Raw genomic sequence first — 25,984 nt, 5'->3', positions numbered from 1 at the left:
GGCGCCCAGTGGCGGCGCGGTGGCCTAGGCTCAAGGTGTGTACGAAGGCGCAGTGCAGGACCTCATCGACGAACTCGGCCGACTTCCGGGCGTGGGCCCCAAGAGCGCCCAGCGCATCGCCTTCCACCTGCTCCAGTCCGACGCCGTGGACGTGCAGCGCCTCACCGACGCGCTGACCCAGGTCAAGGCCAAGGTCCGCTTCTGCGTCACCTGCCACAACATCGCCGAGTCCGAGCAGTGCCGGATCTGCGCCGACCCGCGCCGCGACGTCACGAGCATCTGCGTCGTCGAGGAGCCCAAGGACGTCGTGGCCATCGAGCGCACTCGCGAGTTCCGTGGCCGCTACCACGTGCTCGGCGGGGCGATCAGCCCGATCGACGGCATCGGCCCCGACGACCTGACCTTCCGTGAGCTCATGACGCGGCTCGCCAGCGGTGAGGTCACCGAGATCATCATCGCCACCGACCCCAACCTCGAGGGCGAGGCGACCGCGAGCTACCTCGCGCGCTTCCTCAAGGGCATGGACCTCAAGGTCACCCGGCTCGCCTCCGGGCTCCCCGTCGGCGGCGACCTCGAGTACGCCGACGAGGTCACCCTCGGTCGCGCGTTCGAGGGGCGGAGGCTGCTCGATGCCTGACCCGACCGGTGCGGCCCCGTCGCCCGAGGAGTCCGAGAGCATGTCGGACCTGCGCGCCCTCGCCGCCGACTCGGCGCACGAGGCTCGCACCTACCTCGCCACGGTGGCCGACATCGCGTCCGGCGCCAACCCCGCAGCCGCCCTCCCGCTGGGGCTCCTCGCCCTGTCGCAGGTGCTGCTCATGGGTGCCCGCCTCGGCGCGATCGAGGACATCGTCCCCGAGGACCGCTTCGAGGCCGACCCCGGACCCGACGTCGAGCTGGACCCGCTGCGCGAGAACCTCTCCAACCTCCTCGAGGGCCTCGACGACTACGCCGACGTCGTCGACCCGGTCACCGAGCCCACGCTCACCACGGGCTCCCTGTCCAACGACCTCACCGTCGTCGCCTCCGCCCTGGCCCACGGCCTGCGCCACCACGACGAGGGCCGCATCCTCGAGGCGCTGTGGTGGTGGCAGTTCAGCTATCTCTCCGACTGGGGCGAGCGCGCGGCCAGCGCACTCAGGGTCTTGCAGGCTCTCCTCGCCCACATCCGCCTCGACGCCGACGCGGATGCGGTCGCCGAGGCCGAGTTCGACGCGCTCCACCCCTGACGGCCCCTGCGCCGCTGGCACGTCGCGTGACGACGGACCGGCATACGGGCGTCGGTTCGGCTGGTCGAGCACCTCGTTAGACTCGCAGCCGTCCGGAACCACGCGATCCAACCGACTGGGAGTCCTCGTGCCCATCGTCGTCCAGAAGTACGGCGGCTCCTCGCTCGCCGATGCCGAGAGCATCAAGCGGGTCGCCCGCCGCATCGCCGAGACGCGCAAGGCCGGCAACGACGTCGTCGTCGCCGTGTCCGCCATGGGTGACTCCACCGACGAGCTGGTCGACCTCGCCCAGGACGTCAGCCCGGTGCCGCCGCCGCGCGAGCTCGACATGCTCATGACGGCAGGCGAGCGGATCAGCATGGCGCTCGTCGCGATGGCGATCCACGACCTCGGCATGAGTGCCCGCTCGTTCACCGGCAGCCAGGCCGGCGTCATCACCGACGAGGCTCACGGCAAGGCCAAGATCATCGACGTCACCCCGGGCCGCATCACCGAGGCCCTCGACAAGGGGCACGTCGTCATCGTCGCCGGCTTCCAGGGCGTGAGCCAGACGACCAAGGAGATCACCACCCTGGGTCGCGGCGGCACCGACACGACCGCCGTCGCGCTCGCGGCCGCCCTCAAGGCCGACGTGTGCGAGATCTACACCGACGTCGACGGCGTCTTCACCGCCGACCCGCGCATCGTCCCCAAGGCCCGCAAGATCGACCGGATCTCCGCCGAGGAGATGCTCGAGCTCGCCGCGTGCGGCTCCAAGGTCCTGCACCTGCGCAGCGTCGAGTACGCCCGCCGCTACGACATCCCGATCCACGTCCGGTCCTCCTTCACGCCGAAGGAGGGCACGATCGTCACCGACCAGCCCGGCCCCCGTGGCCTCGAAGGAGAAGCCGTGGAAGCCCCGATCATCGCCGGAGTCGCGCACGACCGCAGCGAGGCCAAGATCACCGTCGTCGGTGTCCCGGACCAGAAGGGCAAGGCGGCCGAGATCTTCCAGGCCGTCGCCGCGTCGGAGGCCAACATCGACATGATCGTCCAGAACGTGTCGGCCACCGACACGGGCCTCACCGACATCTCCTTCACGCTGCCCAAGACCGACGGCCAGGGCGCCATGGAGGCACTCCAGTCGATCCAGGCGGCGGTCGGCTTCAGCGGCCTCCAGTACGACGACCAGATCGGCAAGCTCTCGCTCGTCGGCGCGGGCATGCGCTCGAACCCCGGTGTCTCGGCGACGTTCTTCCGCGCGCTCGCCGACGCCGGCGTCAACATCGAGATGATCTCCACCTCGGAGATCCGCATCTCGGTCGTGACCCGAAGCGAGCTGCTCGACGAGGCCGTGCGGGCGGTGCACACCGCGTTCGGGCTCGACTCCGAGGACGGCGAGGCCGTCGTGTACGCCGGGACCGGCCGCTGAGCGTCGGTACCGATCGGATGAGCACCCTGTCACCTTCTGCCCCCACCCTTGCCATCGTCGGCGCCACCGGTGCCGTCGGCACCGTCGTGCGCGACGTGCTGCCCGTGCGCCGTCACGTCTGGGGAGACGTGCGGCTTGCCGCTGGCGCCGAGGACGTCGGTTCCGTATGCCGGGTGGCCGGCGAGGACCTCACCGTCGAGGCCCTGACCCCCGAGTTCTTCGACGACGTCGACGTCGCCGTGGTCGACATCCCGCCGGAGATCTCCGCCGAGTGGGCGGGTGTGGCCGTCGAGCGGGGCACCGTCGTCATCGACAACAGCCCGACGTTCCGCCGCGACCCCCAGGTGCCGCTCGTCGTCCCCGAGATCAACCCCGAGGCAGTGAGCGAGCGGCCTCGAGGCATCATCGCCAACCCCGGTGCGACCGTCATGACGATGATCGACGTGCTCGCCGTGCTGCACGCGCAGTGGGAGCTCACCGAGCTCGTCGTCACGAGCTTCCAGGCGGCGTCCGGTCTCGGCCGGGCCGGCATGTCCCGGTTGCACGACGAGATGGCCGTCGTCGGCGGCAAGCGTGAGCTCGGCATGGCGCCGGGCGACGTGCGACGGATCATCGAGCACGAGCTGGGCCCGAGCATGTTCGGTGGACCGCTGGCACTCAACGTGCTGCCGTTCGCGGGTTCGCACGTCGGCGACGGGTGGAGCTCCGAGGAGTCCAAGATCCGCCAGGAGACCCGCAAGATCCTCGGGATGCCCGACCTGCGGGTCTCGGCCACCTGCGTGCGCGTCCCGGTCGTGTCGACGCACTCGGTGTCGGTGCACGCGACGTTCGCCAAGTCGATCCAGGTCGACAAGGCGCGGCAGGCCCTCGTCGAGGCCCCGGCCGTCGTGGTCATGGACGACCCCGAGCACGGCGACTTCCCGACCCCCGTCGACATCGTCGGGGCCGACCCGCGGTTCGTGGGCCGGATGCGTCAGGCGATCGACTTCCCGCGCACTCTCGACCTCTTCGTCTGCGGTGACAACCTGCGCAAGGGCGCAGCGCTCAACATGCTCCAGACCGCCGAGCTCGTCGCGGCGACGCTGTAGTCGTAGCGAGGCCGTGGCCGAAGCGGCACGGTCGTCGCGGCGTCACCGGGCGAGTGCTCCGGCGGGGGCGTGCGACGCGCGGGACACGCTGTCCTCGGCGGCGCGACACGCCGCCCTTGACCGGTGCGTGACCTCCCGGACCCGTGCCGGACACCTTGCCCTGCGACCCTGCGCGGACCGCGGGGGTCGCGGTCGCCGGGGATGTCGCTCGAGGTCGAGTCTCGTGTGGGTAACGACATGCGCGTGTTACTCGTGTGACTGGTGTGACTCATGGTGAAATTCATCCACGCGGTTGTGGGACCGCTGTCGGACGACAGGTGTGAGGAGTGGTCGTGTTCAGGGATCGGACGTCGTCGCCCGAGCGCGGGTCGCTGCCCAGGCGGACGGGTCGTGCCGCTCGCGACCTCGCCCGCCGGAGCGTCGGCATGACGCGCGACACCGTGCACAAGGAGCTGCTCGAGCGCGCCCGCGCCCAGGAGGAGCTGAGCGACGACCAGATCTGGCGTCGCTACCAGTTCCGCCACCTCGCCGCGTTCATCACCATCCCGGCCGTCATCCTGGGCACGGCGAGCATCGCCACGGCATACGGCACCGGCCTGATGTCCCACGAGCCGGCCACGGCCGCCTGCCAGCCGACCGTCGTGCCCGCACCCGCCACCGGGTCGTTCAAGGTCAAGGTGCTCAACACCACCGGGCTCAACGGCGCCGCGCACCAGGTCGGCAAGGACCTCACCCGCCGCGGGTTCACCGTCGTCGAGGCCTCCACCGCCCCACGCTCGCTCTACGTCAAGGCCCCCGTCCGGATCTACCACGGCAGGGCCGGGCTGGACCAGGCCCTGCTCGCCGCCCAGACCGTCGCCGGCGCCGAGCTCGAGTTCGACGGTCGCGCCGGCACCTCGATCTCCTTCGTCCTCGGCGCCGAGTTCACCACCATGCTGCCCGCGCCGCCGCCCAAGCCCCCGGCGCAGAAGTCCTACAAGGTCAACGTCTACAACGCCACCTGGAAGCCCGGTCTCGCCAAGGCGGCGATGGCCGAGCTCACCGCTCGCGGGTTCAACCCCGGCAAGCAGGGCAACGACCCCGACCACTCGTTCCTGCCCAACGACGTCGCCGTGATCCGTCACGGCCCCGACGCCGACCTCGCCGCCGCGCAGGTCGCCCGCCACATCAAGGGCGCGGTCCTCGCCGAGGTGCCCCGCAACAACATGGTCATCGACGTCGTCCTCGGCAACAAGTTCGAGCAGGTCACCCCCACCGCCGAGCTGCCCCCGCGCGAGGCCGTGCGCAAGGACCCCCCACCGACGGTCAGCCGCCCCTGCGACTGACCCGCAAGCCGACCTCGACGTCCACGGTTCGGGCGGCCCCTCACTGTGCGGTCGGTCACACTGAGAGACTGGGGCCATGGCTGTCCAGACCGTTGCCCTGCTCACCGCCGGTGGCCTTGCCCCCTGCCTGTCGTCCGCCGTCGGCGGCCTCATCGAGCGCTACACCTCCATCGCTCCCGATGTGCGGATCATCGCCTACCAGAACGGGTATGCCGGCCTGCTCACCGGCCGCTCGGTCGAGGTGACGCCCGAGGTGCGTGAGGGTGCGGCGCTGCTGCACCGCTTCGGCGGCTCGCCGATCGGCAACAGCCGGGTCAAGCTCACCAACGTCGAGGACTGCGTCAGGCGCGGCCTCGTCAAGGAGGGGCAGGACCCGCTCCACGTGGCGGCCGAGCAGCTCACCGCCGACGGCGTCGACGTGCTCCACACCATCGGCGGCGACGACACGAACACCACGGCAGCCGACCTCGCGGCATACCTGCGTTCGAACGACTACCCGCTCACGGTCGTCGGCCTGCCCAAGACGATCGACAACGACGTCATCCCGATCCGCCAGTCGCTGGGTGCGTGGACCGCAGCCGAGCAGGGCGCGCTGTTCGCCCGCAACGTGCTCGCCGAGCACTCGTCCAACCCGCGCATGCTCATCATCCACGAGGTCATGGGACGGCACTGCGGCTGGCTCACGGCCGAGACGGCCCGTCGGCACCACGCGTGGGTGGGGGAGCAGGAGTGGCTTCCGGGCATCGGTCTGGACCAGCGCCGCTGGGACGTGCACGCCGTCTTCGTCCCCGAGTCGCACATCGACCTCGCGGGTGAGAGCGCTCGGCTCAAGGCCGTCATGGACGAGATCGGCTGCGTCAACATCTTCCTGTCAGAGGGTGCGGGGGTGAGCGAGGTCGTCGCCGAGCTCGAGGCCGCCGGGCAGGACGTCCCGGTGGACCCGTTCGGGCACGTGCAGCTCGACAAGGTCAACCCCGGCGCCTGGTTCGGCAAGCAGTTCGCCGAGCGGCTCGGCGCCGAGAAGGTCATGGTCCAGAAGTCCGGCTACTTCTCGCGGTCGGCCGCCGCCAACGACGAGGACCTCGCGCTCATCCGGCGCTGCACCGACTTCGCCGTCGACGCGGCGCTGCGTGGCGAGTCCGGCGTCGTGGGCGAGGACGAGGAGCGGGGCGACGAGCTGCGCGCCATCGAGTTCCCGAGGATCGCCGGTGGCAAGGCGTTCGACGCCACGGTGCCGTGGTTCGTCGAGCTCAAGGAGTCGATCCAGCAGGCCTGAGGCGGCGGGCTGCGACGGGGCGACCCCTCATCGGAGGGGCCAGGACGGCGACGCGCCCACCGTCACCCGGCGACGCGTGCGGGGTGCGGCGCACCCGACGAGGGTGAGTCGTCCACCATCTCGTGGGTCACGCCGTAGGTCGTGCGCAGGCGCACCTCCTGGCGGTCGGTGTAGGCCTCGCCGCGGCGGCGCCGCCAGTTCACGAGGGCGGGCACGCGGTCGAGCGATCGGTTGAGCACGCCGAGCGGTCGGCCGAGGCCGGCCACGACGGGTCCGACCCGGGACGGTGGCACCCCGAGGTCGTCGGCGATGTCGTCACCCAGGAAGAGGCGCTCGAGCCCGTGGACGGTCGTCGGCGACCAGCGCCGGCAGGGCCCGAGGAGCAGGTCGAGCTCGGGCACGAGGAACTCGGCGTTGATCCCGCGCACGAGGGCCCGGCAGAAGTCCTCCACCGGCGGGCGGGTCATGAGGTGGAGATCCTCGAGCGCCTCCTGGTCGGCCCGGTTCACGGGCAGCAGCTCGGGGACGACGCCGAGCAGGTGGCCGAGGTAGCGCCACCGGGCGTAGTGGCCGTCGGCGACCTCGTGGGGGCGCAAGTGCACGCCGACGCGGGCCAGCGCCCGGATGACGATGAGGCAGAACTCGTCGACCGTGTAGGCGAGGTGGGCCTGCGAGATCGGCTCGCCCCACGCCTCGAGGTCCCAGGCGGGGTCGTCACGCAGGTGGCGGCGCACGAAGGCGTGGATCATCCGGACGCGGACGGTGCGCTCGAAGCCGGGGGAGAACCGCTCCAGCCCTCCGGGCTTCGTCACCGCGCGCAGCCACGTGGCCACCTCGATGGTGCGCATCCCGGCGCTCTCGACGTAGCGGCCGGTCATGGCCAGCGGGCGCGAGGCGGTCGGGTTGGCGTAGCCCACGAGCAGGGAGGCCGCGCCGAGGACGATGCCGGTCTCGCGGCTGTAGCGCGCGAGGTCGCGGACGCCGGCATCGATCGCCGGGAGGTCGACCCAGTCGGGGACGTCGTCGAGCTGGGCGAAGAGTGCCACGAGGCTCTCGGGTGCGTCGGGGACCGACTCGATGCCGTCGGCGAGGGCCTGGCGGAGCAGCCGCATGAAGCGACCTCGACCGATCCGGGCCGCCTCGTCGGCGCAGGCGTCGGCGAGGGGATCGCCGACCCACATGCCCGCGAGGTAGGCCGAGCCGAGCGCGCCGTGCCGGGCGACCGCCTCGGCCGCGTTCCGCACGCTCGTCGGCGGGTGGGGTGTGTCGACCACCGTCCGAGCGTACGAGCGAAAGGGGCACGGGAGGAAGGCCGAGAGCTCTCGGTGCGCTGGACGATGCGCCCTCGACCCGGGCGCCCGGGCCACGGGGGCGGACGACCGGGAGAGCCATCGGACCGTGTGTATTCCGAGGCCTTCTCGCGCCTCCTTCCCAGCGACACACTGGTGTCGTCGAGAGGAGTGCGCCATGAGAAACCTGTCCGCCCAGCTGCCCGAGGTCCCGGACGTGACCCCGGTCATCACGCCGCCGACGGTGCGCGCGAGCGCGTCGGTGCGCACCTACCGCTACCTGAGGCTCAGCCTCGTGGGGCTCGTCGTCCTCCTGCTCTTCTGCGTGTGGCTCGAGCGGCTCGGTGGCGCGGAGGCCAACCGCCACCTCGGCTCGATCAGCGCGTACTACTACACGCCGGCGCGCAGCGTCTTCGTCGGAGCCCTCGTGGCCATCGGCATCAGCCTCGTCGCCATCGTCGGCCGCCGTGGCTTCGAGGACACCGCCCTCAACATCGCCGGGATGCTCGCCCCCGTCGTCGCCATGGTGCCGACGCCTCGCGGAGCCGGTGGCACACCGTGCGACCCGGAGGGCAGGTGCTCGGTGCCGCCCGAGTTCGTGCCGTCCGTCGTCAACAACGTCTGGGGGCTCGTCGCTCTCGGTGTCCTCGGGCTCGCGCTCGGCGGCTGGGTCGTCGTCAGGCGGCGGCAGTCGTCGCGCGCCACCCGGATCGGCTTCATCCTCGCGGCAGCGGTGTTCGTCGCCTTCCTGCTCTGGTTCACGGTGGGCCGCGACTCGTTCCTCGACGCTGCCCACTTCGGTGCCGCCGTGCCGCTGTTCGGGCTCATCACCGCCGTCGCGTTCGTCAACGCACGCAAGGCCAGGGCCCGTCGCGACCGTGCCGGTGACGCCAGGGCCGCCAAGGCCTACGCCTCGGTCTACGGCGCCGTGGCCGCGGTCATGGCCATCGCCTTCGCGGTCGCCATCGTGCTCGCCGTGATGGACCAGGCCGGTGGTGGTGGGACCCCCGACGAGTGGGTGCTGTGGGTCGAGGTCGTCCTGCTCGTGTCCTTCGCCGTGTTCTGGGTGACCCAGACGCTGGACTTCTGGACCGACGGGTTGCCGGAGGAGGCGGCAGCGCCCAGAACCTGACAGCGCCGGCCCCGGGCCGGACAGCTTCGAGGGTTGCCCGTGCGCGCCCGTCCGCGGCGACGACAATGGGACATCGTCGCACGGCGCGGGAACTGGAGGAGCGGGATGCACGAGGAGCACGACGGGTCGGCCACCGAGGTCGGCACGTGGTTGGGGTCCGCCTGGCACGAGAGGTGGCTCGAGGCCGAGACCGACCGGCTGCTCGATTTCGGCCGTGGCTCACGCCTCGAGGCGGGCGGCTTCGCGCGCCAGGGCGACGACGGGTCGCCACAGGACGGACCCCTCGAGCTGTGGCTCACCTGCCGCATGACGCACGTCCACTCCCTCGGGCACCTCATGGGCCGGCCGGGGTGCGGCGCCCTGGTCGACCACGGTGTCGCGGCGATCACCACCCTCTTCGCCGATGCCGAGCACGGCGGCTGGTTCTCGCAGGTCGCCCGCGACGGCACGCCGTCGTCGGGCGCCAAGGAGGCGTACCCGCACGCCTTCGTCATCCTCGCCGCCTCGAGCGCCACTGCCGCGGGACGCCCCGGCGCCGCCGAGCTCCTCGCCGCAGCCCTCGACGTGAGCGAGCGCCACTTCTGGGACGACGAGAAGGGGATGGCGGTGGAGGAGTGGGACCGCGCCTTCACGACGCTCGACGGCTACCGCGGCGTCAACGCCAACATGCACACCGTCGAGGCCTACCTCGCGGCCGCGGACGTCACCGAGGACCGGAGGTGGCTCGACCGCGCGGTCCGCATCCTCGAGCGCGTGGTGCACGGCTGGGCGCGCGAGTGGTCGTGGCGTCTGCCCGAGCACTTCGACGCCACCTGGACGGCCGTCCCCGACTACAACCGCGACCGCCCGGCCGACCCGTTCCGACCCTTCGGCGCGACGATCGGCCACTGGTTCGAGTGGGCCCGCCTCACGCTCCACGCCCGCGCCGCCCTCACCGCCCTCGGCGACGAGCCCGCCGCGTGGATGCTCGACGACCCGCAGGGCCTCTTCGACGCGGGAGTGCGCGAGGGCTGGTGCGTCGACGGCTCCCCGGGCTTCGTCTACACCGTCGACTTCGAAGGGCGTCCCGTCGTCCGCGAGCGCATGCACTGGGTGGCCGCCGAGGCGATCGGAGCGGCCGCCGCGCTGCACCACGCGACGGGGGACACGGCATACGACCGCTGGTATCGCACCTGGTGGGACTACGTCGACACGGAGGTCATCGACCGCGCGGGCGGCTCGTGGTGGCACGAGCTCAGTCCGGAGGGCGAGGTGTCGCGGACGACGTGGGACACCAAGGCCGACCTCTACCACGCGGTGCAGGCGACGCTCATCCCGCGGCTGCCGCTCACGCCGTCGCTGGCGACCGCGCTGCGGGACCGGCTGCGTCGCTGACGCGGCGACCACCCCGAGCAGCACGAAGGCCCTCCGCTCGCTGAGCGGAGGGCCTTCGTGACTCTGGTCGGGGTGACAGGATTTGAACCTGCGACCTCTTCGTCCCGAACGAAGCGCGCTACCAAGCTGCGCCACACCCCGTGGCACGTCACTGCCCTTGCAGACGGCGACACCAGAGGATAGCCGACGGTCACCCGCCTCCCGAAATCGGTTCCCCCGTCAGCGCGCGACGAGGGTGAGCAGGGTTGCCTCGGGGCGGCAGGCGAACCGGACGGGAGCGTACGGCGAGGTGCCGAGTCCTGCGGAGACGTGCAGGTATGCCGCCCGCTCCGGCTCCGTGGGCACGTCGCCTCCCGCTCCCGGCCACCACCGCGACAGGCCCTTGGCCCGGCCCCGGTCGAGGTCGCAGTTGGTGACGATGGCGCCGTAGAGCGGCACCGCCAGCTGCCCGCCGTGGGTGTGCCCGGCGAGGACCAGCCCGGCGCCGTCAGCGGTCATGGCGTCGAGCACCCGCTGGTAGGGCGCGTGCACGAGCCCCACCGTGAGCGCGACGTCGGTGGCCGCGGGACCGGACACCGCGGCATACCGGTCGTACTCGATGTGCGGGTCGTCCACCCCGACGAGCTCGACGCGGTGCGGGCCCATGGTGACGGTCGTGCGCGCGTTGTCGAGGTCGGACCACCCGCCCTGCCGCAGGCCCGCGACGAGCTCGTCGACGGGGAGGTCGCCGCGGGGGGTCTTCGGGGCCTTGGCGTAGCCGGGGGTGAGGTAGCGCGCGGGGTTCTTGGGCACCGGGGCGTAGCGGTCGTTGGAGCCCAGGACGAAGGCTCCGGGGAACTCCATGAGCGGCTCCATGGCCCGCAAAAGGGGGCCGACGGCCTCCACGTGGGCGAGGTTGTCGCCGGAGTTGACGACGAAGTCGGGGGCGAGGGAGGCGAGCCCGCGGACCCACTCGATCTTGCGGCGCTGGTCGGGCATGAGGTGCAGGTCGCTCACCTGGAGCACACGCACGGGCTCGGAGCCCGGCGGCAGCACCGGCACGGTCTCCTCGCGCAGGGCGTACCAGTTGCGCTCGACGAGCGCCGCGTAGGCCACCCCGGCAACCCCCGCCGCCGCCACGCCGGCCAGAGTGGTCAGGGCGGTCCGGATCGGAGGGGTCATCGGCCCAGTATCCCGGTTGACGCCGGGTGCGAGACTGGGGGCATGACCGACACGACTCTCAAGGAGGCGCTGCGCAGCGACCTCCACGACGCGATCCGCAGCCAGGACAAGGTCCGCTCCGGCACGCTCCGTATGACCCTGACCGCGATCACCAACGCCGAGGTGGCCGGTGACGAGGCCAAGGAGCTCAGCGACGACGAGGTGCTCAAGGTCATCGCCAAGGAGGCCAAGAAGCGCAAGGAGGCCTCGACGGCATACACCGAGGCATCCCGCCCCGAGCTCGCCGCGACCGAGGACGCCGAGCTGGCCGTCCTCGAGGCGTACCTGCCCAAGCAGCTCGACGACGCCGAGCTGGAGCGCATCGTCCGCTCCGCCGTCGAGTCGACCGGCGCGAGTGGCATGGCGCAGATGGGGCAGGTCATGAAGGTCGCTCAGGGCGAGATCGCCGGTCGTGCCGACGGTGGCCGCGTGGCCGCCATCGTCAAGCGAGTGCTCGCCGGCTGAGCGACGACCCGCCCGCACGTAGCGAGGCCCCCACCGGTCGTGGTGGGGGCCTCGCTACGTGAAACCTCAGCGACTCAGGGGCGCTTGGGCGGCTTCGTCGGCTTGACCTTGGGGCCGGGTCCGGCCGTCGGTCTCGTCGGCGGTGGCGTGACGACCGTCTGCCGGGGCTGGGGCTGCGGGTCGTAGCGGAACACCGGCTGCTGGTAGCCGCGTGAGATGAGCAGCGTGACCTGTCCGCCCTTGGGTGCCCGCGCCTTGGGCGCGGTCATGGCGACCCGACCCTCGCGCACGGTGCTGTCGACGCGGCTGCCGACGCGCACCCTGAACCCGGCGCCCTCGAGCTTCTCCGTGGCCGTCTCGACGCTGTCGCCGACGACGTCCGGGAGCGGGACGTAGTTGCCGTTGAGCACGGCGCTCGACGGAGGGGTGAACGGGACGATGGGCAGGCCGTCGGTCGCGGCCTTCATGATCTTGCCCCACACCGGGCCGGCCACCGTGCCACCGAAGACGCTGCGCTTGTAGCCGTACTTGCCGAAGGTCTTGCGGTTGAGGGTGAGCAGCTCGCCGTTGGCCTTGGCCGGCTTGACGTTGCCGATCCAGACCGAGGCGGCGCGCTGCGGGGTGTAGCCGACGAACCACGACTGGTTGTGGTTGTTGGTCGTTCCCGTCTTGCCGGCGGCCGGGCGGTCCTTGACCGTCCACGAGCCCTCGGCGGTGCCGCGGCTGTCGTAGAGCGGGCCCTTGAGGAGCTGGTTGACACCGTCGGCGACGTCTGCCCGGATGACCTGCTTGCACGGCGTCGGCGGGACCTTGATGACCTTGCCGTTGGACGTCGTGATCGAGGCGATCGGGGTGGGCTCGCAGTACTTGCCGCGCGCGGCGAGGGTGGCGTACGACGAGGCGATCGTCATCGGGGTGACGACGCCGGCGCCGAGCGCGACGGCGGGGATCGCCGTGTCGATCGGCTTGCCGTCGCCCTGGTGCAGACCCATCCGGTTCATCGTCTCGTGCACCTTGCAGGCGCCGAGGTCGATGGTGAGCTGCGCGAACGACGTGTTGATCGACTCGGCGGTCATCTTGGCGAGCGTGAGCGTGCCGCCGCTCTTGTAGTCGTTCTTGACCGGCCAGCCCTCCTTGGCGGTGCGGCACTTGTCGTGCATGTCCTTGTTGGTGAAGACGTGCGAGTCCTCGGGCGAGGCCACCGGCGCGGTGACCGTGGCGTCGAGCGGCATGCCGGACTCGAGGGCCGTGACGAGGGCGTACATCTTGGCGGTGGAGCCGAACTGGTAGCCGTACTGGCTGCCGCCGTAGCGCTGGTCGACGTTGAGGTTGAGCTGGCTGTCACCGAAGTCGGTGGCCTGGGCCATGGCGAGGACCTTGCCGGTGCCCGGCTCGAGGACGGTCGAGGCTGCACCGAGGTTGCTCTTGTTGCCGATCGGGACGGCGTTGGTGAGCTCGCGCATCGTCGCGGCCTGCAGCTTCGTGTCGAGCGTGGTGTTGATCGTCAGGCCGCCCTGGTTGATGTTCTTGAGGCGCTCGGCCGGCGTCTTGCCGAGGACGGCCATCTGCGGCGACTTCTGGAGGTACTCCATCATGTAGGCGCAGAAGAACGGCTGGCTGGAGCGCTGGCAGACGCCCTTGGGCGGCTTGCGGTTGCCGAGCATCTTGGCGACCGGCTGCTTCTTGGCCGCGGCGACGTTGACGGGGGTGGCCAGGCCGAGGGCCTGCATGCGGTCGAGCACGGCGTTGCGGCGCGACTGCGACTGCTTGGGGTTGATGACCGGGTTGTACTTGGTCGGCTGCTGGACGATGCCCGCGAGGAGCGCGGACTGGCCCAGCGTCAGCTTGGCGGCGGGGACGCCGAAGTAGTTCTGGGCCGCCGCCTCGACGCCGTAGGCCTGGTCGCCGTAGTAGACGAGGTTGAGGTAGCCCGCGAGGATCTGCTCCTTGGTGTAGTTGCGCTCCACGTCAAGGGCGTACTTGAGCTCCTGCAGCTTGCGGGTGTAGGTCTTGGCGACGGCGGCCTGCGCGGCGTCCTTGTCGTCACGACGCAGGGCGTTCTCCTGGAGCGTGATCTTGACGTACTGCTGGGTGATGGTCGAGGCGCCCTGCACGTCACCGCTCGAGAAGTTCGACACCATGGCGCGGGTGAAGCCGCGCACGTCGAGACCCCCGTGCTCGTAGAAGCGGGAGTCCTCGATGGCGATCTGGGCCTTCTGCATCCACGGCGAGATCTTGGTGAGCGGGACGATGATGCGGTTCTCGTCGTAGGGGTTGGCGATGAGCTTCTTGTCCGCGCTGAGGATCTTGGACTGCTGCGCCAGCGGCGAGATCGAGAACTCGCTGGGGAGGTCGTTGAACGCCTTGACCCCCGTCGTCGTGGCGCTTCCGCCGGCGCCGATCGCGGGGATGGCGATGCCCGCCATGAGCAGCCCCATGAGGGTGCTCAGGACGACGAGCCCCAGCAGCAGACGGAGCACGTGGGGCAGGTTTTGGGCACGACCTTCCATACCCGCAGGGTAACGCGGGAACATGTGACCCCCCTGGAACGCCGGGCCGTGGAGCATTCCTGCACGTCAACAGAAGAAGGGCTAGGAAGTAACTAGTCATAAGGAACTATGTGACTAGTCCCCAGAATCGTCATAGCGCACGTTGCCCCTACTCCCTAGTTTTCGAGTAGCGCCATTCGGGAGGGAATGGCCCAGCCAAGGGAAATCGCATGACGATCACATCAGCTCCTGCCACTGCTTCAACCAGCACGTCCGACTGGTCCACCCGCGGCACCTGCGTGGGCACCGACCCTGATGCACTCTTCGTCCAGGGGAAGGAGCAGCGCGCCGCCAAGATCGTGTGTCGTGGCTGCCCCGTCGCCCTCGACTGCCTCGCCGATGCTCTCGACAACCGCACCGAGTTCGGCGTCTGGGGAGGGATGACGGAGCGAGAGCGCCGTGCCCTGCTCCGCCGCCACCCCGACGTCCGTTCGTGGAAGGACGTCCTCAACAAGACGCTGGGTCGCACGCAGCAGAGCTGAGACCCGCCGACGTATGCCGGGTCGGCCCCTTCGTGGGCCGGCCCGGCCTTCTTGTCCCCGGCCTTCTCGTCCCCGGACGTCTGGATCCCGAGGGCCCGGCCAGTGGATCAGCTGCCGGCGAGCAGTGCGCCGACCTCTCGGAGCCCGTCGAGGTCGTGGACGTCGGTGGCCGACGCCGCAACGGTCGACAGCCGCACGTGCGGGTGCGAGGCGGCGAACCGGGAGACGAACCCGTGCTGCCGGGCAGCCGACGACGCCAGGTCGACGTGGAGCGACAGCAGGCCCGCCGTGAGCGAGTCCTCCTCACCGGCCTCGGTGAGCTGGTCGAGGGCGTCCTCGGCGCGCGGGGCCGAGAGCGCGCTGGCGCCGAGCGACTGGAGGCGGTTCACGACGACGCCGGCGAGCGGCATACGTTCCTGTCCGAGCCGGTCGACGAAGAAGGCGGCCTCGCGCAGGGCGTCGCGGTCCGGTGAGGCGATGACGACGAACGCCGTCGTGTCCTCCTTGAGCAGGGCGTAGGTGACGTCGGCGCGCTCGCGGAACCCGCCGAACATGGTGTCGAGCGCCGCGACGAAGGTCTGGACGTCCTGGAGCATCTGCCCCCCGAGGACCCGGCTGAGGGTGCGCTGGGCGAGGTCGACACCGACGCTGAAGACCTTGAGGTAGGCACGGCCTCCCGCTTTGGCCGGTGCCATGAGCAGGCGGACGAAGCGTCCGTCGAGGAACGAACCGAGGCGCTTCGGAGCATCGAGGAAGTCGAGGGCGGACCGGGACGGGGGAGTGTCGACGACGATGAGGTCCCAGGTGCCGTCACGCTCGGCCTGCGTGCGGAGCTGGCCGAGCTTCTCCATGGCCATGTACTCCTGCGTCCCGGCGAACGAGCTCGACACGGCTTGGTAGAAGGGGTTCTCGAGGATCTGGGCGGCCTTGTCGGGGGTCGCGTGCGCCTCGACGACCTCGTCGAAGGTCCGCTTCATGTCGAGCATCATCGCGTCGAGCGACCCGCCCGCCGCGAGGTCGACACCGGCGACGGGGCGCGGGGTGTTGTCGAGCTCGGTGAGGCCGAGCGACTGAGCGAGGCGGCGGGCGGGGTCGATCGTGAGCACGACCACCTTGCGTCCCGCCTCGGCCGCGCGGATGCCCAGGGCGGCGGCCGTCGTGGTCTTGCCCACGCCACCGCTGCCGCAGCAGACGATGATCCCGACATCGGGGTCGGCGAGCAGGCCGTCGACATCGAGTCTCGTCGGGGTCTTCGGTGCCTTCGAGGGGGCGGACGTCCGCGCGGCCATCAGGCGACGCCCTGGTCGAGGAGCTCGTCGGTGAGGACGGCGATCCCGCCCTCCTCGATGCCGCCGGCCAGGGCCGGCAGCTCGATGACCGGCGGGCCGGCGTCGGCGATCTCCTTGGCCATCTCGTCCTGGAGTCCAAGGCGCTCGGCGTGGTCACGCCCCTCCTGGACGAGGCCCTTGACCATGGGACCCGTGGGCCGAAGCCCGGCCGCGGTGAGCTCGGTGCGGAGGAGCTCGTCGAGGTCGTCGTCGGAGCCCTCGAGCGCCGTGAGGTGGGCGGGCGTGAGCCGGGGCTCGCGGATCTGGTTGACGACGATGGCGCCGAGGTGGAGCCCGACGTCGGCGAGGTCGCGCAGGCCGTCGAGGCTCTCCTGCACCGGCATCTCCTCGAGCAGGGTCACCATGTGCACGAGCGTGCGCGGGTCGTGGAGCATGCGGGTGATCGAGTCGGCCTGTGACTTGATCGGGCCCATGCGTGCGACGTCGGCGACGCCGGCGTTGACGTTGAGGAAGCGGACCGCGCGCCCGGTCGGGGGTGCGTCGAGCACGACGGCGTCGTAGTGCAGGTCGCCGCCCTTCTTGCCGCCACCGCGCCCGCCCCTGGGTCGGCCCGCGGCCTCGTAGACCTTGCCGATGAGGAGCACGTCGCGCACTCCGGGCGCGATCGTCGTCGCGAAGTCGATCGCGCCGACCTTCTCGAGCGCCGTGCCCGCCCGGCCCAGCTTGTAGAAGAGCTGGAGGTACTCGAGCAGCGCGGCCTTGGCGTCGACGGACAGGCCCCAGAGCTCGCCGCCGCTCGGGTGGGAGACGAGCTTGACCTCGTCGGTGCCGAGCGGCGGCACGTCGAACGTCTGCGAGAGGCCCTGGCGCCCCTCGACCTCGACGAGGAGGACCCGCTTGCCGGTGCTGGCCAGGGCGAGGGCGAGGGCGGCGGCGACGGTCGTCTTGCCGACTCCTCCCTTGCCGGTGATGACGTGCAGCCGGGCTGCCGAGAGGTCCGTGAGGGTGGATGAGGGCACGGCGCAAGCCTACGGCGGGCGGCACTAGGGTGGGCGTCATGCAGAAGTGGGAGTACGCAACGGTGCCGCTGATGATCCACGCGACGAAGCAGATCCTCGACCAGTGGGGCGAGGACGGCTGGGAGCTCGTGCAGGTCGTGTCCGGCCCCGATGGCAACGGCCTCGTGGCCTACCTCAAGCGTCCGAAGGGAGCCTGACCATGAGTGCAGTCGAGGACCGTCTCGCCGAGCTCGACCTGACCGTGCCCGAGGTGGCCGCCCCCGTGGCCGCCTACGTTCCCGCGATCCAGGACGGGTCGCGGATCTTCACGTCCGGCCAGCTCCCGATGGTGTCGGGGCAGCTCGCGGAGACCGGCAAGGTCGGCGAGGGCGAGGGACACGTCACCCCCGACCGCGCCAAGGAGCTCGCGCAGCTCTGCGCCCTCAACGCCATCGCCGCCGTGAAGTCGATCGTCGGTGACCTCGACAAGGTCGAGCGTGTCGTCAAGGTCGTGGGCTTCGTCGCCTCCGACCCGGCCTTCACCGGCCAGCCCGGCGTCGTCAACGGTGCCAGTGAGCTGCTCGGCACCGCCTTCGGCGACAAGGGTGTGCACGCCCGGTCGGCCGTGGGTGTCGCTGTTCTCCCCCTCGACGCCCCCGTCGAGGTCGAGATCATCGTCCACGTCGCCGACTGACCCTTCCTTCCGTATGCCGTGGCGCGAGTTCGCTGCCCCGCGCTCCGACGCGTGGGTCGCGAACGCGCGCGCCTGGCTCGCGTCACCCGGTGAGCCCCTCGAGCCCCGGGGCGCCGCGACCGTGCTCGTCGTGCGCGACACAGTCGACGGGCCGGCGGTGTTCGTCCAGCGCCGGGTGTCGACGATGGCATTCGCGCCGTCGATGTACGTCTTCCCCGGCGGCGGTGTCGACCCCGAGGATGCACGTGCGGAGCTCGACGCGGGTGCGGTGAGCGAGCTGGCCGATGCCATGGGCGTCGGCCCCGACGAGGCCGTGCCCCTGCTGTCGGCGGCCGTGCGTGAGGTCGAGGAGGAGTGCGGGTTGCGGCTCTCGGTGGCCGACCTCGTCCCGCGGGCCCACTGGATCACCCCGCCGTTCGAGAAGCGTCGGTTCGACACGTGGTTCTTCGCGGCAGCCCTCCCCGAGGGCCAGCTTGCCGAGGGGACCTCGACCGAGACCGACCACGACGCCTGGGTACTCCCACGGAGCCTGCTCACGGCATACGCCGAAGGACGTGCGGTGATGCTGCCGCCGACCGTGGTCATGCTCGAGCAGCTCGCCGAGTTCGGGTCGGCCGAGGAGTTCCTCGCCGACCGGCCGGTGCTCACTGCGGTCTCGCCCGAGCTCGTCGACCTGGGCGACCGGCTCGTCATGCGCTCCGACATCCCCTGACCCCGTCGGCACAGGTGGGCACCCTGCGCGGCAACGGGCGTCGCCCCTCGACTGTCCACGCTGAGGACTGGGGCCCCCACCCCGCGACCCATGCCGGTTGCCGCGCATCGTGATCAGGCGGCGCGCCGCCACTGAGGCTTCGGTCGGGCGGGCACCGGCTGGCCAAGGTGACGGGCGAGCCACGCCGCGAGCGACCACCTCGCCCAGTCCTGCTCGAACATGACGTGCTCGTAGGCGAAACGCATCGACGTCCACCCGTGAACGACGAAGTCGGTGTGACGACGACAGTCCCGTCGCAGGCCCTGCCGGGTGCCGTGGGTCTCGTAGCCCTCGGCCTCCAGGAGCAGCCGAAGGTCTTCGTTGCCGAGGTCAGCCCTTGCGTAGAGCCCTGACTCGGCTACCTCGAGCTGCGGGGTCATGGCGAGCCCGACCTCGATGGCAAGTGCACGGAGCACGGACTCGAGGGGGTTCGCCGCTCGACTGTCGGCATGGGTAGCGACCCGACGAACCTGCGCAGCTCCGGGCCCGCGGGCGGCGGCGCCTGCCCGCCGAAGCTCGTCGCGTGCCACTTTGCCTGAGCGGAGGGCCGAGTCGGCCACCGTGAGGGCTTCGTCGAAGGGCAGGATGCGGGCGCAGTCGAGCACCGTGCGCAACGGGTCCGTGACCCGTGCCCGGGAGGAGCCAACGGGCAGGTCGCTGCGGTGGACATGGACCCCGGAGGTTTTCCGGCGCAACGTCCCCCGAGCCCGAGGGAGAGTGACCCACGTGACCTCCGGGACGGTCTTGACCTTCCAGCCGTGATGCAGGGCGGCGCTGATGTGGCTGAGGCTTCCACCCACTCGGAGGGCGTCGACCAGTGCTGTCACGGTGCCCGGCAGGGTGTAGCGGTTGTGGCCGACCCGGACCACTCTGCCCTCGCGCACTGCCCGTTCGACCGCCCGGCGTGGGTGGTGGCGGCGCAGCTCGACCCACGTGGCCCAGCCTCCGAGCCGCTCGAGGGTCGTCGCGACGTTCACAAGGACATGGTTCTCGATCCGGGGCTGCTCGCCGTCGGGTTCTCCACAGGCGTGCACGACGCGCGGCAAGAGGCTGCGCTCCGGCCGGCTGCAGGCTCAGTATCTCGGAGCAGAGCCTCGATTGCCGCGCACCGTGCACCGCTCGGCGTCCCACCGCTCCGGATGGCAGGGTGGGGGAATGAGTGAGCAGGCGTGGGCCGGTGGGCAGGTCACGGAGCGGGCGCACTGCGTCCTCGCGCCGAACCCGGGCCCGATGACACTCGACGGGACCAACACCTGGGTCCTGCTCGAGCCGGGCGGCACCGAGGCCGTCGTCATCGACCCCGGACCGCTCGACGAGGGGCACCTCGCCCGGGTCGTCGACACGGTCGCCTCGATGGGCGCACGCGTCACCGAGACGATCCTCACCCACGGCCACCACGACCACGCCGAGGCGGCGCCCCGCTTCGCCGAGCTCACGGGGACTCGCACCCGGGCCGTCGGCCGCGGCCACGACGACCTCTCCGACGGCTCCGTCATCACGGCGGGCGCACTCGAGATCAGGGTCGTCGCCACACCGGGTCACACGAGCGACTCCGTCTCGTTCGCGCTCGCGGCCGACCATTCCCTGCTCACGGGCGACACGGTCCTGGGGCGCGGCACCACGGTGGTCGCGCACCCGGATGGTGAGCTCGCGGCATACCTCGCGTCGTTGGAACGGATCGCGGACCTCACGGGCAACGGAGAGGTGACCCGCATCCTGCCCGGCCACGGCCCCGTCGTGCCGGACGCCGCCGCGATGGTCGCGTTCTACAGCACGCACCGGCAGGAGCGGCTCGAGCAGGTGCGTCAGGCCCTGACCGACGGTGCGGCCGGCGAGGCCGACCCGGTCGAGGGCGTGCTGACGCGCGTCTACGCGGACGTGCCGCGGGAGGTGTGGCCGGCGGCGCGGATGAGCATCCGCGCGCAGCTGGACTACCTGGGGATCCGCTGAGCCCTCGGAGCAGGTCAGCGCGCGCGGCGCTGCAGGCGCTCCATGTCCTGGACGAGGACCGCGCGGGCCTCGAGCTTGAGCCAGCCGCGGGTCGCGAAGTCGGCGAGAGCCTTGTTGACGGTCTCGCGGGAGGCGCCGACCAGCTGGGCGAGCTCCTCCTGGGTGAGGTCGTGGCTCACCATAACGCCACCCTCGACGGGCCGACCGAAGCGGTCGGACAGGTCGATGAGCGCCTTGGCGACGCGACCGGGGACGTCGGTGAAGACGAGGTCGGCGAGCGACTCGTTGGTGCGGCGCAGGCGGCGAGCCAGTGCGGCGAGCAGCGTCGTGGCGACACCCGGACGCTCACCGAGGAACGCCTTGAGCTGGTCGTGCGTGAGGCCCACGATCTGGGTCTCGGCGACGGCGGTGGCGGTGGCCGTGCGGGGCCCCGGGTCGAAGAGGCTGAGCTCGCCGAACATCTCGCCCGGGCCGAGGATCGCGAGGAGGTTCTCGCGGCCGTCCGCGGAGGAGCGGCCGAGCTTGATCTTGCCCTCGCCGATGACGTAGAGCCGGTCGCCCGGGTCTCCCTCGTGGAAGAGCACGTCACCGCGCTCCATGTGCTGGGCCGTCATGGACGAGATGAGGCTTGCGGCCGCCTCGTCGTCGAGGGCCGCGAACAGCGGGGCTTTGCGCACGATGTCGTGATCCACGGGGCACAGTGTGCCACGTCGCCGTTCGCCCCGGCGGGTGACGGCGTGCGCCGCCACCGTCGGTGCTCGGCCGTAGTCTGGCGTGCGTGCCTGCCTCTCCCGCTGCGTATGCCGCAGAGTCACCGGTCGCTCGAACGCGCCGGGCCCGCAAGATCTATCGCGCCCTCGTCGACCGCTATCCCTACGCGCACGCAGAGCTCGACTTCGAGACGCCGCTCCAGCTGCTCGTCGCCACCGTCCTCTCGGCCCAGACCACCGACGTCACCGTCAACAAGGTGACACCGATCCTGTTCTCGCGCTGGCCCACCGCGCAGGCCCTCGCCGCCGCCGACCGGGTGTCCATGGAGGAGGTGCTCAAGCCGACCGGGTTCTTCCGAGCCAAGACCAACTCGGTCATCACGCTGAGCCAGGCCCTCGTCGAGCGGTTCGACGGTGAGGTGCCGCGCCGTCTCAAGGACCTCGTGACCCTGCCCGGAGTGGGCCGCAAGACCGCCAACGTCGTCCTCGGCAACGCCTTCGACGTGCCGGGGATCACCGTGGACACCCACTTCGGACGGCTCGCGCGCCGGTTCGGCTGGACCGAGGAGACCGACCCGGTCAAGGTCGAGCACGAGATCGGTGCGCTCTTCCCGCGCAAGGACTGGGTCATGCTCAGCCACGTCCTGATCTTCCACGGACGGCGGACCTGCCACGCCCGCAAGCCTGCGTGCGGCGCATGCCCGGTGGCCCGGTGGTGCCCGTCCTACGGCGAGGGCGAGACGGATCCGGTCAAGGCGCTGGCACTGCTCAAGTACGAGCTGGCCCCCGGTGCCGAGCTGCCCGACCCGCCGCCGGGACCGCTGCCCGGTGAGAGGGCCCGTGACGACGCTGCCACGGCGGCCGGGGAGCCGGCGTGACCGCTGCCCGCCCCGACTGGATGGCGCGGGTGCTCGACACGATCGCCGAGGACCGGCCGAAGGCGTTCTCGACGTTCGCCCCACCCGACGAGGTGGACCGTCGTTCGGCCGTGCTCATGCTCTTCGGGCCGAGCGACGACGGCGAGACCGACGTCGTCCTCACTGCCCGGTCGAGGTCGCTGCGCGCCCACCCCGGCCAGGTGTCCTTCCCCGGCGGGCGGGTCGACCCGACCGACTCCGGACCCGTGGATGCCGCCCTGCGTGAGGCCCACGAGGAGGTCGGGGTCGTGCCGGCGAGCGTCGACGTCGTGGGGGCCCTCCCCGAGCTCTTCCTCACCCCCAGCGGCAACGCCGTCACGCCGGTGCTCGGCTGGTGGCCGGTGCCGGGACCTGTGAGCGTCGTCGACCCCGGTGAGGTCGAGCGGGTCGAACGGGTACCCCTCGCCGAGCTGCTCGACCCGCAGCGGCGCTTCACCGTGGCGCACCCGTCGGGCTACCGCGGACCGGGGTTCGAGGCCGGGGGCCTGTTCGTCTGGGGGTTCACCGCGCTGCTGCTCGGCGCCGTGTTCGACCTCGGCGGCCTGACCCAGCCGTGGGACGCCACGGTCGAGCGGCCGATCCCCGAGCACGTGCTCTCGGACTGGATGCGCAACCGCACCTGACCCACCTCCGACTTATTGCGACTTCGCAGAGTTGCGAGGGCAACGAGCGACTCTGCGAACTCGCAACAAGTCGGACACGTGGCCCGGTCAGGACTTGAGGGTGGCGATCGTCTGCTGGGCCTCGGCGATGGCGCGGCTCGGTGCGGGCTTGGCCTTCTCGAGGGACTTCTTGCCCATGAGACCGAGGATGGCCGCGACGATGAACATGAACAGCGTCGTGATGCCGTAGCCCGCCCACACGGGCAGCCACACGGCGATGACCCGGGCAAGGGTGTGGAACAGGAAGATCAGCCCGAGAAGGCCCACGAACGCGGCGGCACCGAGGAGCCCGGCGCCCTTGCCCATGACCTTGGCGCCCGCGGACACCTCGGCCTTGGCCAGGGCGATCTCGCTGCGGACGATGCCCTGCACGTCGTGCGTGGCGTCGGCCACGAGCTGGCCGATGGTCCGCTCGGGTCCGGTTCCGGTTGTCATGCTGCTCACCTTCGCAGGTCGGGAGGCTTTCGGGAGGTCTGCACCGACCTTACCCATCGCGCGCCCCGTCACTCGGGTGCGTCCCGGGGTGAACGCCGCTGGAACGCGTCGGGCACCCCGTCGCCGTCATCGTCCACCGCGTCGGCGAGGGCGATCCGCCGGTAGACCGCGTTGCGGCGCCGCAGCACGGCCGAGGCCAGGACCGCGGCGAGGAGGGAGCCGACCATGACCGCGATCTTGGCGTGCTCGTCCCGTTCCGACCCGGCGCCGAAGGCCAGCTCGCCGACGAGGAGGGACACGGTGAACCCGACACCCGTGAGCAGGGCCAGGCCGATGACGTCGGTCCACGTGAGGTCGTCGTCGAGCTCGGCGCGGGTGAACCGGGCCATCAGCCACGTGCTGCCGAGGACGCCGACGACCTTGCCGACGACGAGCCCGACGACGATGCCGATCGCCACGGGGTCACGCAGTGCCGCGCCGGCGCCACCGCCGACGACGGTGACACCGGAGGCGAAGAAGGCGAACACCGGCACTGCGAACCCCGCCGACAGCGGGCGAAGCCGGTGCTCGAGACGCTCTGCCACGTCGGTCTCGGCCGACAGCGTCGACACCACGGGCACGTGGGACCGGGGGCGGACCGGCACGGTGAGCCCGAGGAGCACGCCCGCGACGGTCGCGTGGATCCCCGACGCGTGGACGAGCGCCCACGCGGCGAACGCCAGCGGCACGAGCAGCCACCACACGACGATCCGCCGCTGGGCGAGGAAGGCGAACGCCGCCAGTGGCACGAGCGCGAGCAGCAGCGGGACGAGCTCGAGCCCCTGCGTGTAGAAGATGGCGATGATCGTGATGGCGATGAGGTCGTCGACCACGGCGAGGGTGAGGAGGAACGACCGCAGCCCCGACGGCAGGTACGAACCGATGACGGCGAGCACCGCGAGGGCGAAGGCGATGTCGGTCGCCGTCGGGATCGCCCACCCCCGCAGCGCATCACCCTTGGCCCCGGAGACGAGCACGGTCACGGTGAAGAGCACGGCCGGCACCGCCACACCGGCTGCTGCCGCGACGACCGGCACCGCGGCCTTCGCCGGTGAGCGCAGGTCGCCGACGAGGAACTCGCGCTTGAGCTCGAGCCCCGCGACGAAGAAGAAGATCGCGAGCAGCCCATCCGCCGCCCAGTGGCCCAGGGTCAGCTCCAGGTGCCAAGGTGCGTAGCCCACCGTGGTCTCGCGCAGGCCGGCATACGCGTCGCGCCAGGGCGAGTTCGCCCAAACGAGGGCTGCGACGGCCGCCACGAGCAGGATCGCGCCACCGACGGTCTCGGTCCGCAACGCTCGGGCGACGGTCTGGGCCTCGGTCCAGCTCGGACGTCGGAAGAGACGGTCGCGTGCGGCGGGGGAGATCATGGTGCCCTTTCGGGGTCGGCGGCGTCGTTGCCGACCAGACTTCCCGGCGCACCTGCCATCGATTCTATCGGTGCGTCACCGCGCTCACGACCGCACGCGCTCGGCCACGAGCAGTGTCACCAGCGCCGCCGCGGCCATCGCGGCTCCGGCCCAGATCGTCGAGACGTAGCCCAGGCCCGCGGCGATGGTCACGCCGCCGAGCCACGCGCCGAGGGCGTTGCCGACGTTGAACGCGGCGATGTTGGCGCCGCTCGCGAGGGTCGGGGCGGACCCGGCATACGTCATGATCCGCAGCTGGAGCCCGGGCACGGTCGCGAAGCCGAAGGCGCCCATGAGGACGAGCGAGAGCAGGGTGAGCACCTGCGACTGCGCGGTGAGTGCGAACCCGACCATGACGATGGTGAGCAGAGCGAGCACGGTGGCGAGCGTGCGGGGCACGGAGCGGTTCGCCGCGCGACCGCCGACGAGGTTGCCGACGAAGAGGCCGACGCCGAAGAGGACGAGCAGCCACGGCACCGAGCTGCTGGCGAAGCCCGAGACCTCGGTGAGCGTGAACGCGATGTAGGTGAAGGCGCCGAACATCCCGCCGAAGCCGAGGACGGTGACGAGGAGGGAGAACCACACCTGGCGGTTCGCGAAGGCCGACAGCTCGTGGCGTATGCCGTGCTGCTCGCTCGCGTCGTCGTCTCCGGTCGCGGAGGGGCGGGCGTTGACGGAGGCCGGGACGAGGGCGGCGATGGCGACGAGCGCGAGGACGCCGATCGCGGTGATGGCCCAGAAGGTCGAGCGCCAGCCGTACGCCTGGCCGAGGAGGGTTCCGAGGGGGACGCCGAGCACGTTGGCGGTGGTCAGGCCGGCGAACATCAGGGCGATGGCGCTCGCGGCGCGATCCTTGCTCACGAGGCCGGCCGCGACGACCGAGCCGATGCCGAAGAACGCTCCGTGGCAGAGGGCCGCGACGACACGCCCGGTCATCATCACGGCATACGACGTGCCGACCGCGGAGAGGAGGTTGCCGACGATGAAGAGCACCATGAGGCCGAGGAGCACGTGCTTGCGGGGCAGGCGAGCCGCGGCAAGGGTGAGGCCGATGCCGCCGACGGCGACGCTCAGCGCGTAGCCGGAGATGAGCCACCCGGCAGCGGTCTCGGTGACCTCGAAGTCTCGCGCGACCTCGGGGAGGAGCCCTGCGATGACGAACTCGGTGAGGCCGATGCCGAAGCCGCCGACGGCAAGGGCGAGCAGGCCGAGGGGAAGGCGGCGGCTGGTCGTAGCCGTCGTCGACGTGTCGTGCCGTGGTGCCAGCGACGTGGTCACTGCGTTCCTTCCATGGTGAGATATAGCGCGTGTGC

At 71.2% G+C, this 25,984-nt stretch carries 26 protein-coding genes and 1 tRNA gene; 16 read left to right on the top strand and 11 right to left on the bottom strand.

What is annotated here, in order from left to right:
- Nucleotides 1-37: 37 nt before the first annotated feature.
- The 6 genes from recR to ACSQ11_RS03175 all read left to right on the top strand — a co-directional run bounded on the left by recR (nt 38) and on the right by ACSQ11_RS03175 (nt 6,329).
- A complete protein-coding gene (gene recR, locus ACSQ11_RS03200) occupies nt 38-637 on the top strand; it encodes a recombination mediator RecR (RefSeq protein WP_436002984.1) in 600 nt (199 codons plus the stop codon).
- A complete protein-coding gene (locus tag ACSQ11_RS03195; protein ID WP_436002982.1) occupies nt 630-1,229 on the top strand; it encodes a DUF5063 domain-containing protein in 600 nt (199 codons plus the stop codon). Before recR ends, ACSQ11_RS03195 begins: the two co-directional genes overlap by 8 nt.
- 127 nt (nt 1,230-1,356) lie before the next feature.
- On the top strand, nt 1,357-2,640 hold the full coding sequence (locus ACSQ11_RS03190) for an aspartate kinase (protein ID WP_436002980.1): 1,284 nt from the start codon (nt 1,357-1,359) through the stop codon (nt 2,638-2,640).
- A 17-nt stretch (nt 2,641-2,657) separates the two neighbouring features.
- On the top strand, nt 2,658-3,728 hold the full coding sequence (locus tag ACSQ11_RS03185) for an aspartate-semialdehyde dehydrogenase (protein ID WP_436002978.1): 1,071 nt from the start codon (nt 2,658-2,660) through the stop codon (nt 3,726-3,728).
- Between the two features lie 425 nt (nt 3,729-4,153).
- On the top strand, nt 4,154-5,053 hold the full coding sequence (locus ACSQ11_RS03180; RefSeq protein ID WP_436002976.1) for a LytR C-terminal domain-containing protein: 900 nt from the start codon (nt 4,154-4,156) through the stop codon (nt 5,051-5,053).
- Nucleotides 5,054-5,129: 76 nt separating this feature from the next.
- Complete coding sequence (locus ACSQ11_RS03175) at nt 5,130-6,329, top strand: pyrophosphate--fructose-6-phosphate 1-phosphotransferase (RefSeq protein WP_436002974.1); 1,200 nt, start codon at nt 5,130-5,132, stop codon at nt 6,327-6,329.
- Nucleotides 6,330-6,391: 62 nt separating this feature from the next.
- Here the strand turns inward: ACSQ11_RS03175 and ACSQ11_RS03170 are convergent, their stop codons facing one another.
- Nucleotides 6,392-7,603 (bottom strand): oxygenase MpaB family protein, encoded by a 1,212-nt coding sequence (locus tag ACSQ11_RS03170; protein WP_436002972.1) that lies wholly within the window; start codon nt 7,601-7,603, stop codon nt 6,392-6,394.
- 193 nt (nt 7,604-7,796) lie between these two features.
- On the opposite strand from ACSQ11_RS03170, the gene ACSQ11_RS03165 reads away from it, so the two are divergent.
- Complete coding sequence (locus ACSQ11_RS03165; RefSeq protein WP_436002970.1) at nt 7,797-8,750, top strand: hypothetical protein; 954 nt, start codon at nt 7,797-7,799, stop codon at nt 8,748-8,750.
- A gap of 105 nt (nt 8,751-8,855) precedes the next feature.
- The gene (locus ACSQ11_RS03160) at nt 8,856-10,124 is read left to right on the top strand and encodes an AGE family epimerase/isomerase (RefSeq protein ID WP_436002968.1); all 1,269 of its coding nucleotides are present in this window, start codon (nt 8,856-8,858) and stop codon (nt 10,122-10,124) included.
- Between the two features lie 64 nt (nt 10,125-10,188).
- Here ACSQ11_RS03160 and ACSQ11_RS03155 read toward each other — a convergent pair.
- A tRNA-Pro gene (locus tag ACSQ11_RS03155) sits at nt 10,189-10,265 on the bottom strand.
- Between the two features lie 78 nt (nt 10,266-10,343).
- Complete coding sequence (locus ACSQ11_RS03150) at nt 10,344-11,285, bottom strand: metallophosphoesterase (protein ID WP_436002966.1); 942 nt, start codon at nt 11,283-11,285, stop codon at nt 10,344-10,346.
- Between the two features lie 42 nt (nt 11,286-11,327).
- Here ACSQ11_RS03150 and ACSQ11_RS03145 point away from each other — a divergent pair, with 42 nt between their 5' ends.
- The gene (locus tag ACSQ11_RS03145) at nt 11,328-11,789 is read left to right on the top strand and encodes a GatB/YqeY domain-containing protein (protein WP_436002964.1); all 462 of its coding nucleotides are present in this window, start codon (nt 11,328-11,330) and stop codon (nt 11,787-11,789) included.
- Between the two features lie 74 nt (nt 11,790-11,863).
- Here the strand turns inward: ACSQ11_RS03145 and ACSQ11_RS03140 are convergent, their stop codons facing one another.
- A complete protein-coding gene (locus ACSQ11_RS03140) occupies nt 11,864-14,299 on the bottom strand; it encodes a transglycosylase domain-containing protein (protein WP_436002962.1) in 2,436 nt (811 codons plus the stop codon).
- A gap of 209 nt (nt 14,300-14,508) precedes the next feature.
- Between ACSQ11_RS03140 and ACSQ11_RS03135 the strand changes: the two genes are divergently transcribed.
- On the top strand, nt 14,509-14,820 hold the full coding sequence (locus ACSQ11_RS03135) for a WhiB family transcriptional regulator (RefSeq protein WP_436002960.1): 312 nt from the start codon (nt 14,509-14,511) through the stop codon (nt 14,818-14,820).
- A gap of 107 nt (nt 14,821-14,927) precedes the next feature.
- Here ACSQ11_RS03135 and ACSQ11_RS03130 read toward each other — a convergent pair whose 3' ends face one another.
- Entirely contained in the window at nt 14,928-16,109 is a 1,182-nt protein-coding gene (locus ACSQ11_RS03130) for an ArsA family ATPase (RefSeq protein WP_436002958.1), read from the bottom strand.
- Complete coding sequence (locus tag ACSQ11_RS03125; RefSeq protein ID WP_436002956.1) at nt 16,109-17,128, bottom strand: ArsA-related P-loop ATPase; 1,020 nt, start codon at nt 17,126-17,128, stop codon at nt 16,109-16,111. Before ACSQ11_RS03125 ends, ACSQ11_RS03130 begins: the two co-directional genes overlap by 1 nt.
- A gap of 38 nt (nt 17,129-17,166) precedes the next feature.
- Here ACSQ11_RS03125 and ACSQ11_RS03120 point away from each other — a divergent pair, with 38 nt between their 5' ends.
- Genes ACSQ11_RS03120 through ACSQ11_RS03110 form a run of 3 tightly spaced genes read left to right on the top strand, consistent with a single transcriptional unit; the run spans nt 17,167 to nt 18,513 of the window.
- Entirely contained in the window at nt 17,167-17,325 is a 159-nt protein-coding gene (locus ACSQ11_RS03120; RefSeq protein ID WP_147064255.1) for a DUF4177 domain-containing protein, read from the top strand.
- A gap of 2 nt (nt 17,326-17,327) precedes the next feature.
- The gene (locus tag ACSQ11_RS03115; RefSeq protein WP_436002954.1) at nt 17,328-17,801 is read left to right on the top strand and encodes a RidA family protein; all 474 of its coding nucleotides are present in this window, start codon (nt 17,328-17,330) and stop codon (nt 17,799-17,801) included.
- A 13-nt stretch (nt 17,802-17,814) separates the two neighbouring features.
- Nucleotides 17,815-18,513 carry an NUDIX hydrolase gene (locus ACSQ11_RS03110; protein ID WP_436002952.1) on the top strand — a complete coding sequence of 233 codons (699 nt, stop codon included), beginning with the start codon at nt 17,815-17,817 and terminating at the stop codon, nt 18,511-18,513.
- Nucleotides 18,514-18,626: 113 nt separating this feature from the next.
- Here ACSQ11_RS03110 and ACSQ11_RS03105 read toward each other — a convergent pair whose 3' ends face one another.
- Entirely contained in the window at nt 18,627-19,529 is a 903-nt protein-coding gene (locus tag ACSQ11_RS03105) for a type IV toxin-antitoxin system AbiEi family antitoxin domain-containing protein (protein ID WP_436002950.1), read from the bottom strand.
- Between the two features lie 178 nt (nt 19,530-19,707).
- Between ACSQ11_RS03105 and ACSQ11_RS03100 the strand changes: the two genes are divergently transcribed.
- Entirely contained in the window at nt 19,708-20,502 is a 795-nt protein-coding gene (locus ACSQ11_RS03100; RefSeq protein WP_436002948.1) for an MBL fold metallo-hydrolase, read from the top strand.
- Between the two features lie 14 nt (nt 20,503-20,516).
- Here the strand turns inward: ACSQ11_RS03100 and ACSQ11_RS03095 are convergent, their stop codons facing one another.
- Nucleotides 20,517-21,194, bottom strand: coding sequence for a Crp/Fnr family transcriptional regulator (locus ACSQ11_RS03095; protein WP_436002946.1), 678 nt, complete (start codon nt 21,192-21,194; stop codon nt 20,517-20,519).
- An 86-nt stretch (nt 21,195-21,280) separates the two neighbouring features.
- Between ACSQ11_RS03095 and nth the strand changes: the two genes are divergently transcribed.
- The gene (gene nth / locus ACSQ11_RS03090) at nt 21,281-22,090 is read left to right on the top strand and encodes an endonuclease III (protein WP_436002944.1); all 810 of its coding nucleotides are present in this window, start codon (nt 21,281-21,283) and stop codon (nt 22,088-22,090) included.
- Entirely contained in the window at nt 22,087-22,752 is a 666-nt protein-coding gene (locus tag ACSQ11_RS03085) for an NUDIX hydrolase (RefSeq protein ID WP_436002942.1), read from the top strand. Before nth ends, ACSQ11_RS03085 begins: the two co-directional genes overlap by 4 nt.
- 87 nt (nt 22,753-22,839) lie before the next feature.
- On the opposite strand, the gene ACSQ11_RS03080 is transcribed toward ACSQ11_RS03085, so the two are convergent.
- The 3 genes from ACSQ11_RS03080 to ACSQ11_RS03070 all read right to left on the bottom strand — a co-directional run bounded on the left by ACSQ11_RS03080 (nt 22,840) and on the right by ACSQ11_RS03070 (nt 25,949).
- Entirely contained in the window at nt 22,840-23,226 is a 387-nt protein-coding gene (locus tag ACSQ11_RS03080; RefSeq protein WP_436002939.1) for a phage holin family protein, read from the bottom strand.
- Between the two features lie 68 nt (nt 23,227-23,294).
- Nucleotides 23,295-24,632, bottom strand: a complete 1,338-nt coding sequence (gene nhaA / locus ACSQ11_RS03075; RefSeq protein WP_436002937.1) for a Na+/H+ antiporter NhaA — start codon at nt 24,630-24,632, stop codon at nt 23,295-23,297.
- Between the two features lie 84 nt (nt 24,633-24,716).
- The gene (locus ACSQ11_RS03070; RefSeq protein WP_436002935.1) at nt 24,717-25,949 is read right to left on the bottom strand and encodes an MFS transporter; all 1,233 of its coding nucleotides are present in this window, start codon (nt 25,947-25,949) and stop codon (nt 24,717-24,719) included.
- Nucleotides 25,950-25,984 lie beyond the last annotated feature (35 nt).

Source organism: Knoellia sp. LjRoot47 (assembly GCF_964253435.1).
Classification (GTDB): Bacteria; Actinomycetota; Actinomycetes; order Actinomycetales; family Dermatophilaceae; genus Knoellia.
The sequence above is the reverse complement of the archived record's forward strand: the minus strand, read 5'-3'. Positions and strand labels throughout refer to the sequence as shown.

Bases quoted from the DNA above. Each gene is read 5' to 3' on its own strand.
- ACSQ11_RS03115 (WP_436002954.1), top strand. From the start codon at position 17,328: ATGAGTGCAGTCGAGGACCGTCTCGCCGAGCTCGACCTGACCGTGCCC.
- ACSQ11_RS03145 (WP_436002964.1), top strand. From the start codon at position 11,328: ATGACCGACACGACTCTCAAGGAGGCGCTGCGCAGCGACCTCCACGAC.
- nhaA (WP_436002937.1), bottom strand. From the start codon at position 24,632: ATGATCTCCCCCGCCGCACGCGACCGTCTCTTCCGACGTCCGAGCTGG.
- ACSQ11_RS03110 (WP_436002952.1), top strand. From the start codon at position 17,815: ATGCCGTGGCGCGAGTTCGCTGCCCCGCGCTCCGACGCGTGGGTCGCG.
- ACSQ11_RS03160 (WP_436002968.1), top strand. From the start codon at position 8,856: ATGCACGAGGAGCACGACGGGTCGGCCACCGAGGTCGGCACGTGGTTG.
- ACSQ11_RS03165 (WP_436002970.1), top strand. From the start codon at position 7,797: ATGAGAAACCTGTCCGCCCAGCTGCCCGAGGTCCCGGACGTGACCCCG.
- ACSQ11_RS03150 (WP_436002966.1), bottom strand. From the start codon at position 11,285: ATGACCCCTCCGATCCGGACCGCCCTGACCACTCTGGCCGGCGTGGCG.
- ACSQ11_RS03080 (WP_436002939.1), bottom strand. From the start codon at position 23,226: ATGACAACCGGAACCGGACCCGAGCGGACCATCGGCCAGCTCGTGGCC.
- ACSQ11_RS03185 (WP_436002978.1), top strand. From the start codon at position 2,658: ATGAGCACCCTGTCACCTTCTGCCCCCACCCTTGCCATCGTCGGCGCC.
- ACSQ11_RS03100 (WP_436002948.1), top strand. From the start codon at position 19,708: ATGAGTGAGCAGGCGTGGGCCGGTGGGCAGGTCACGGAGCGGGCGCAC.
- ACSQ11_RS03140 (WP_436002962.1), bottom strand. From the start codon at position 14,299: ATGGAAGGTCGTGCCCAAAACCTGCCCCACGTGCTCCGTCTGCTGCTG.
- ACSQ11_RS03120 (WP_147064255.1), top strand. From the start codon at position 17,167: ATGCAGAAGTGGGAGTACGCAACGGTGCCGCTGATGATCCACGCGACG.
- ACSQ11_RS03180 (WP_436002976.1), top strand. From the start codon at position 4,154: ATGACGCGCGACACCGTGCACAAGGAGCTGCTCGAGCGCGCCCGCGCC.
- ACSQ11_RS03195 (WP_436002982.1), top strand. From the start codon at position 630: ATGCCTGACCCGACCGGTGCGGCCCCGTCGCCCGAGGAGTCCGAGAGC.
- ACSQ11_RS03130 (WP_436002958.1), bottom strand. From the start codon at position 16,109: ATGGCCGCGCGGACGTCCGCCCCCTCGAAGGCACCGAAGACCCCGACG.
- ACSQ11_RS03175 (WP_436002974.1), top strand. From the start codon at position 5,130: ATGGCTGTCCAGACCGTTGCCCTGCTCACCGCCGGTGGCCTTGCCCCC.
- ACSQ11_RS03135 (WP_436002960.1), top strand. From the start codon at position 14,509: ATGACGATCACATCAGCTCCTGCCACTGCTTCAACCAGCACGTCCGAC.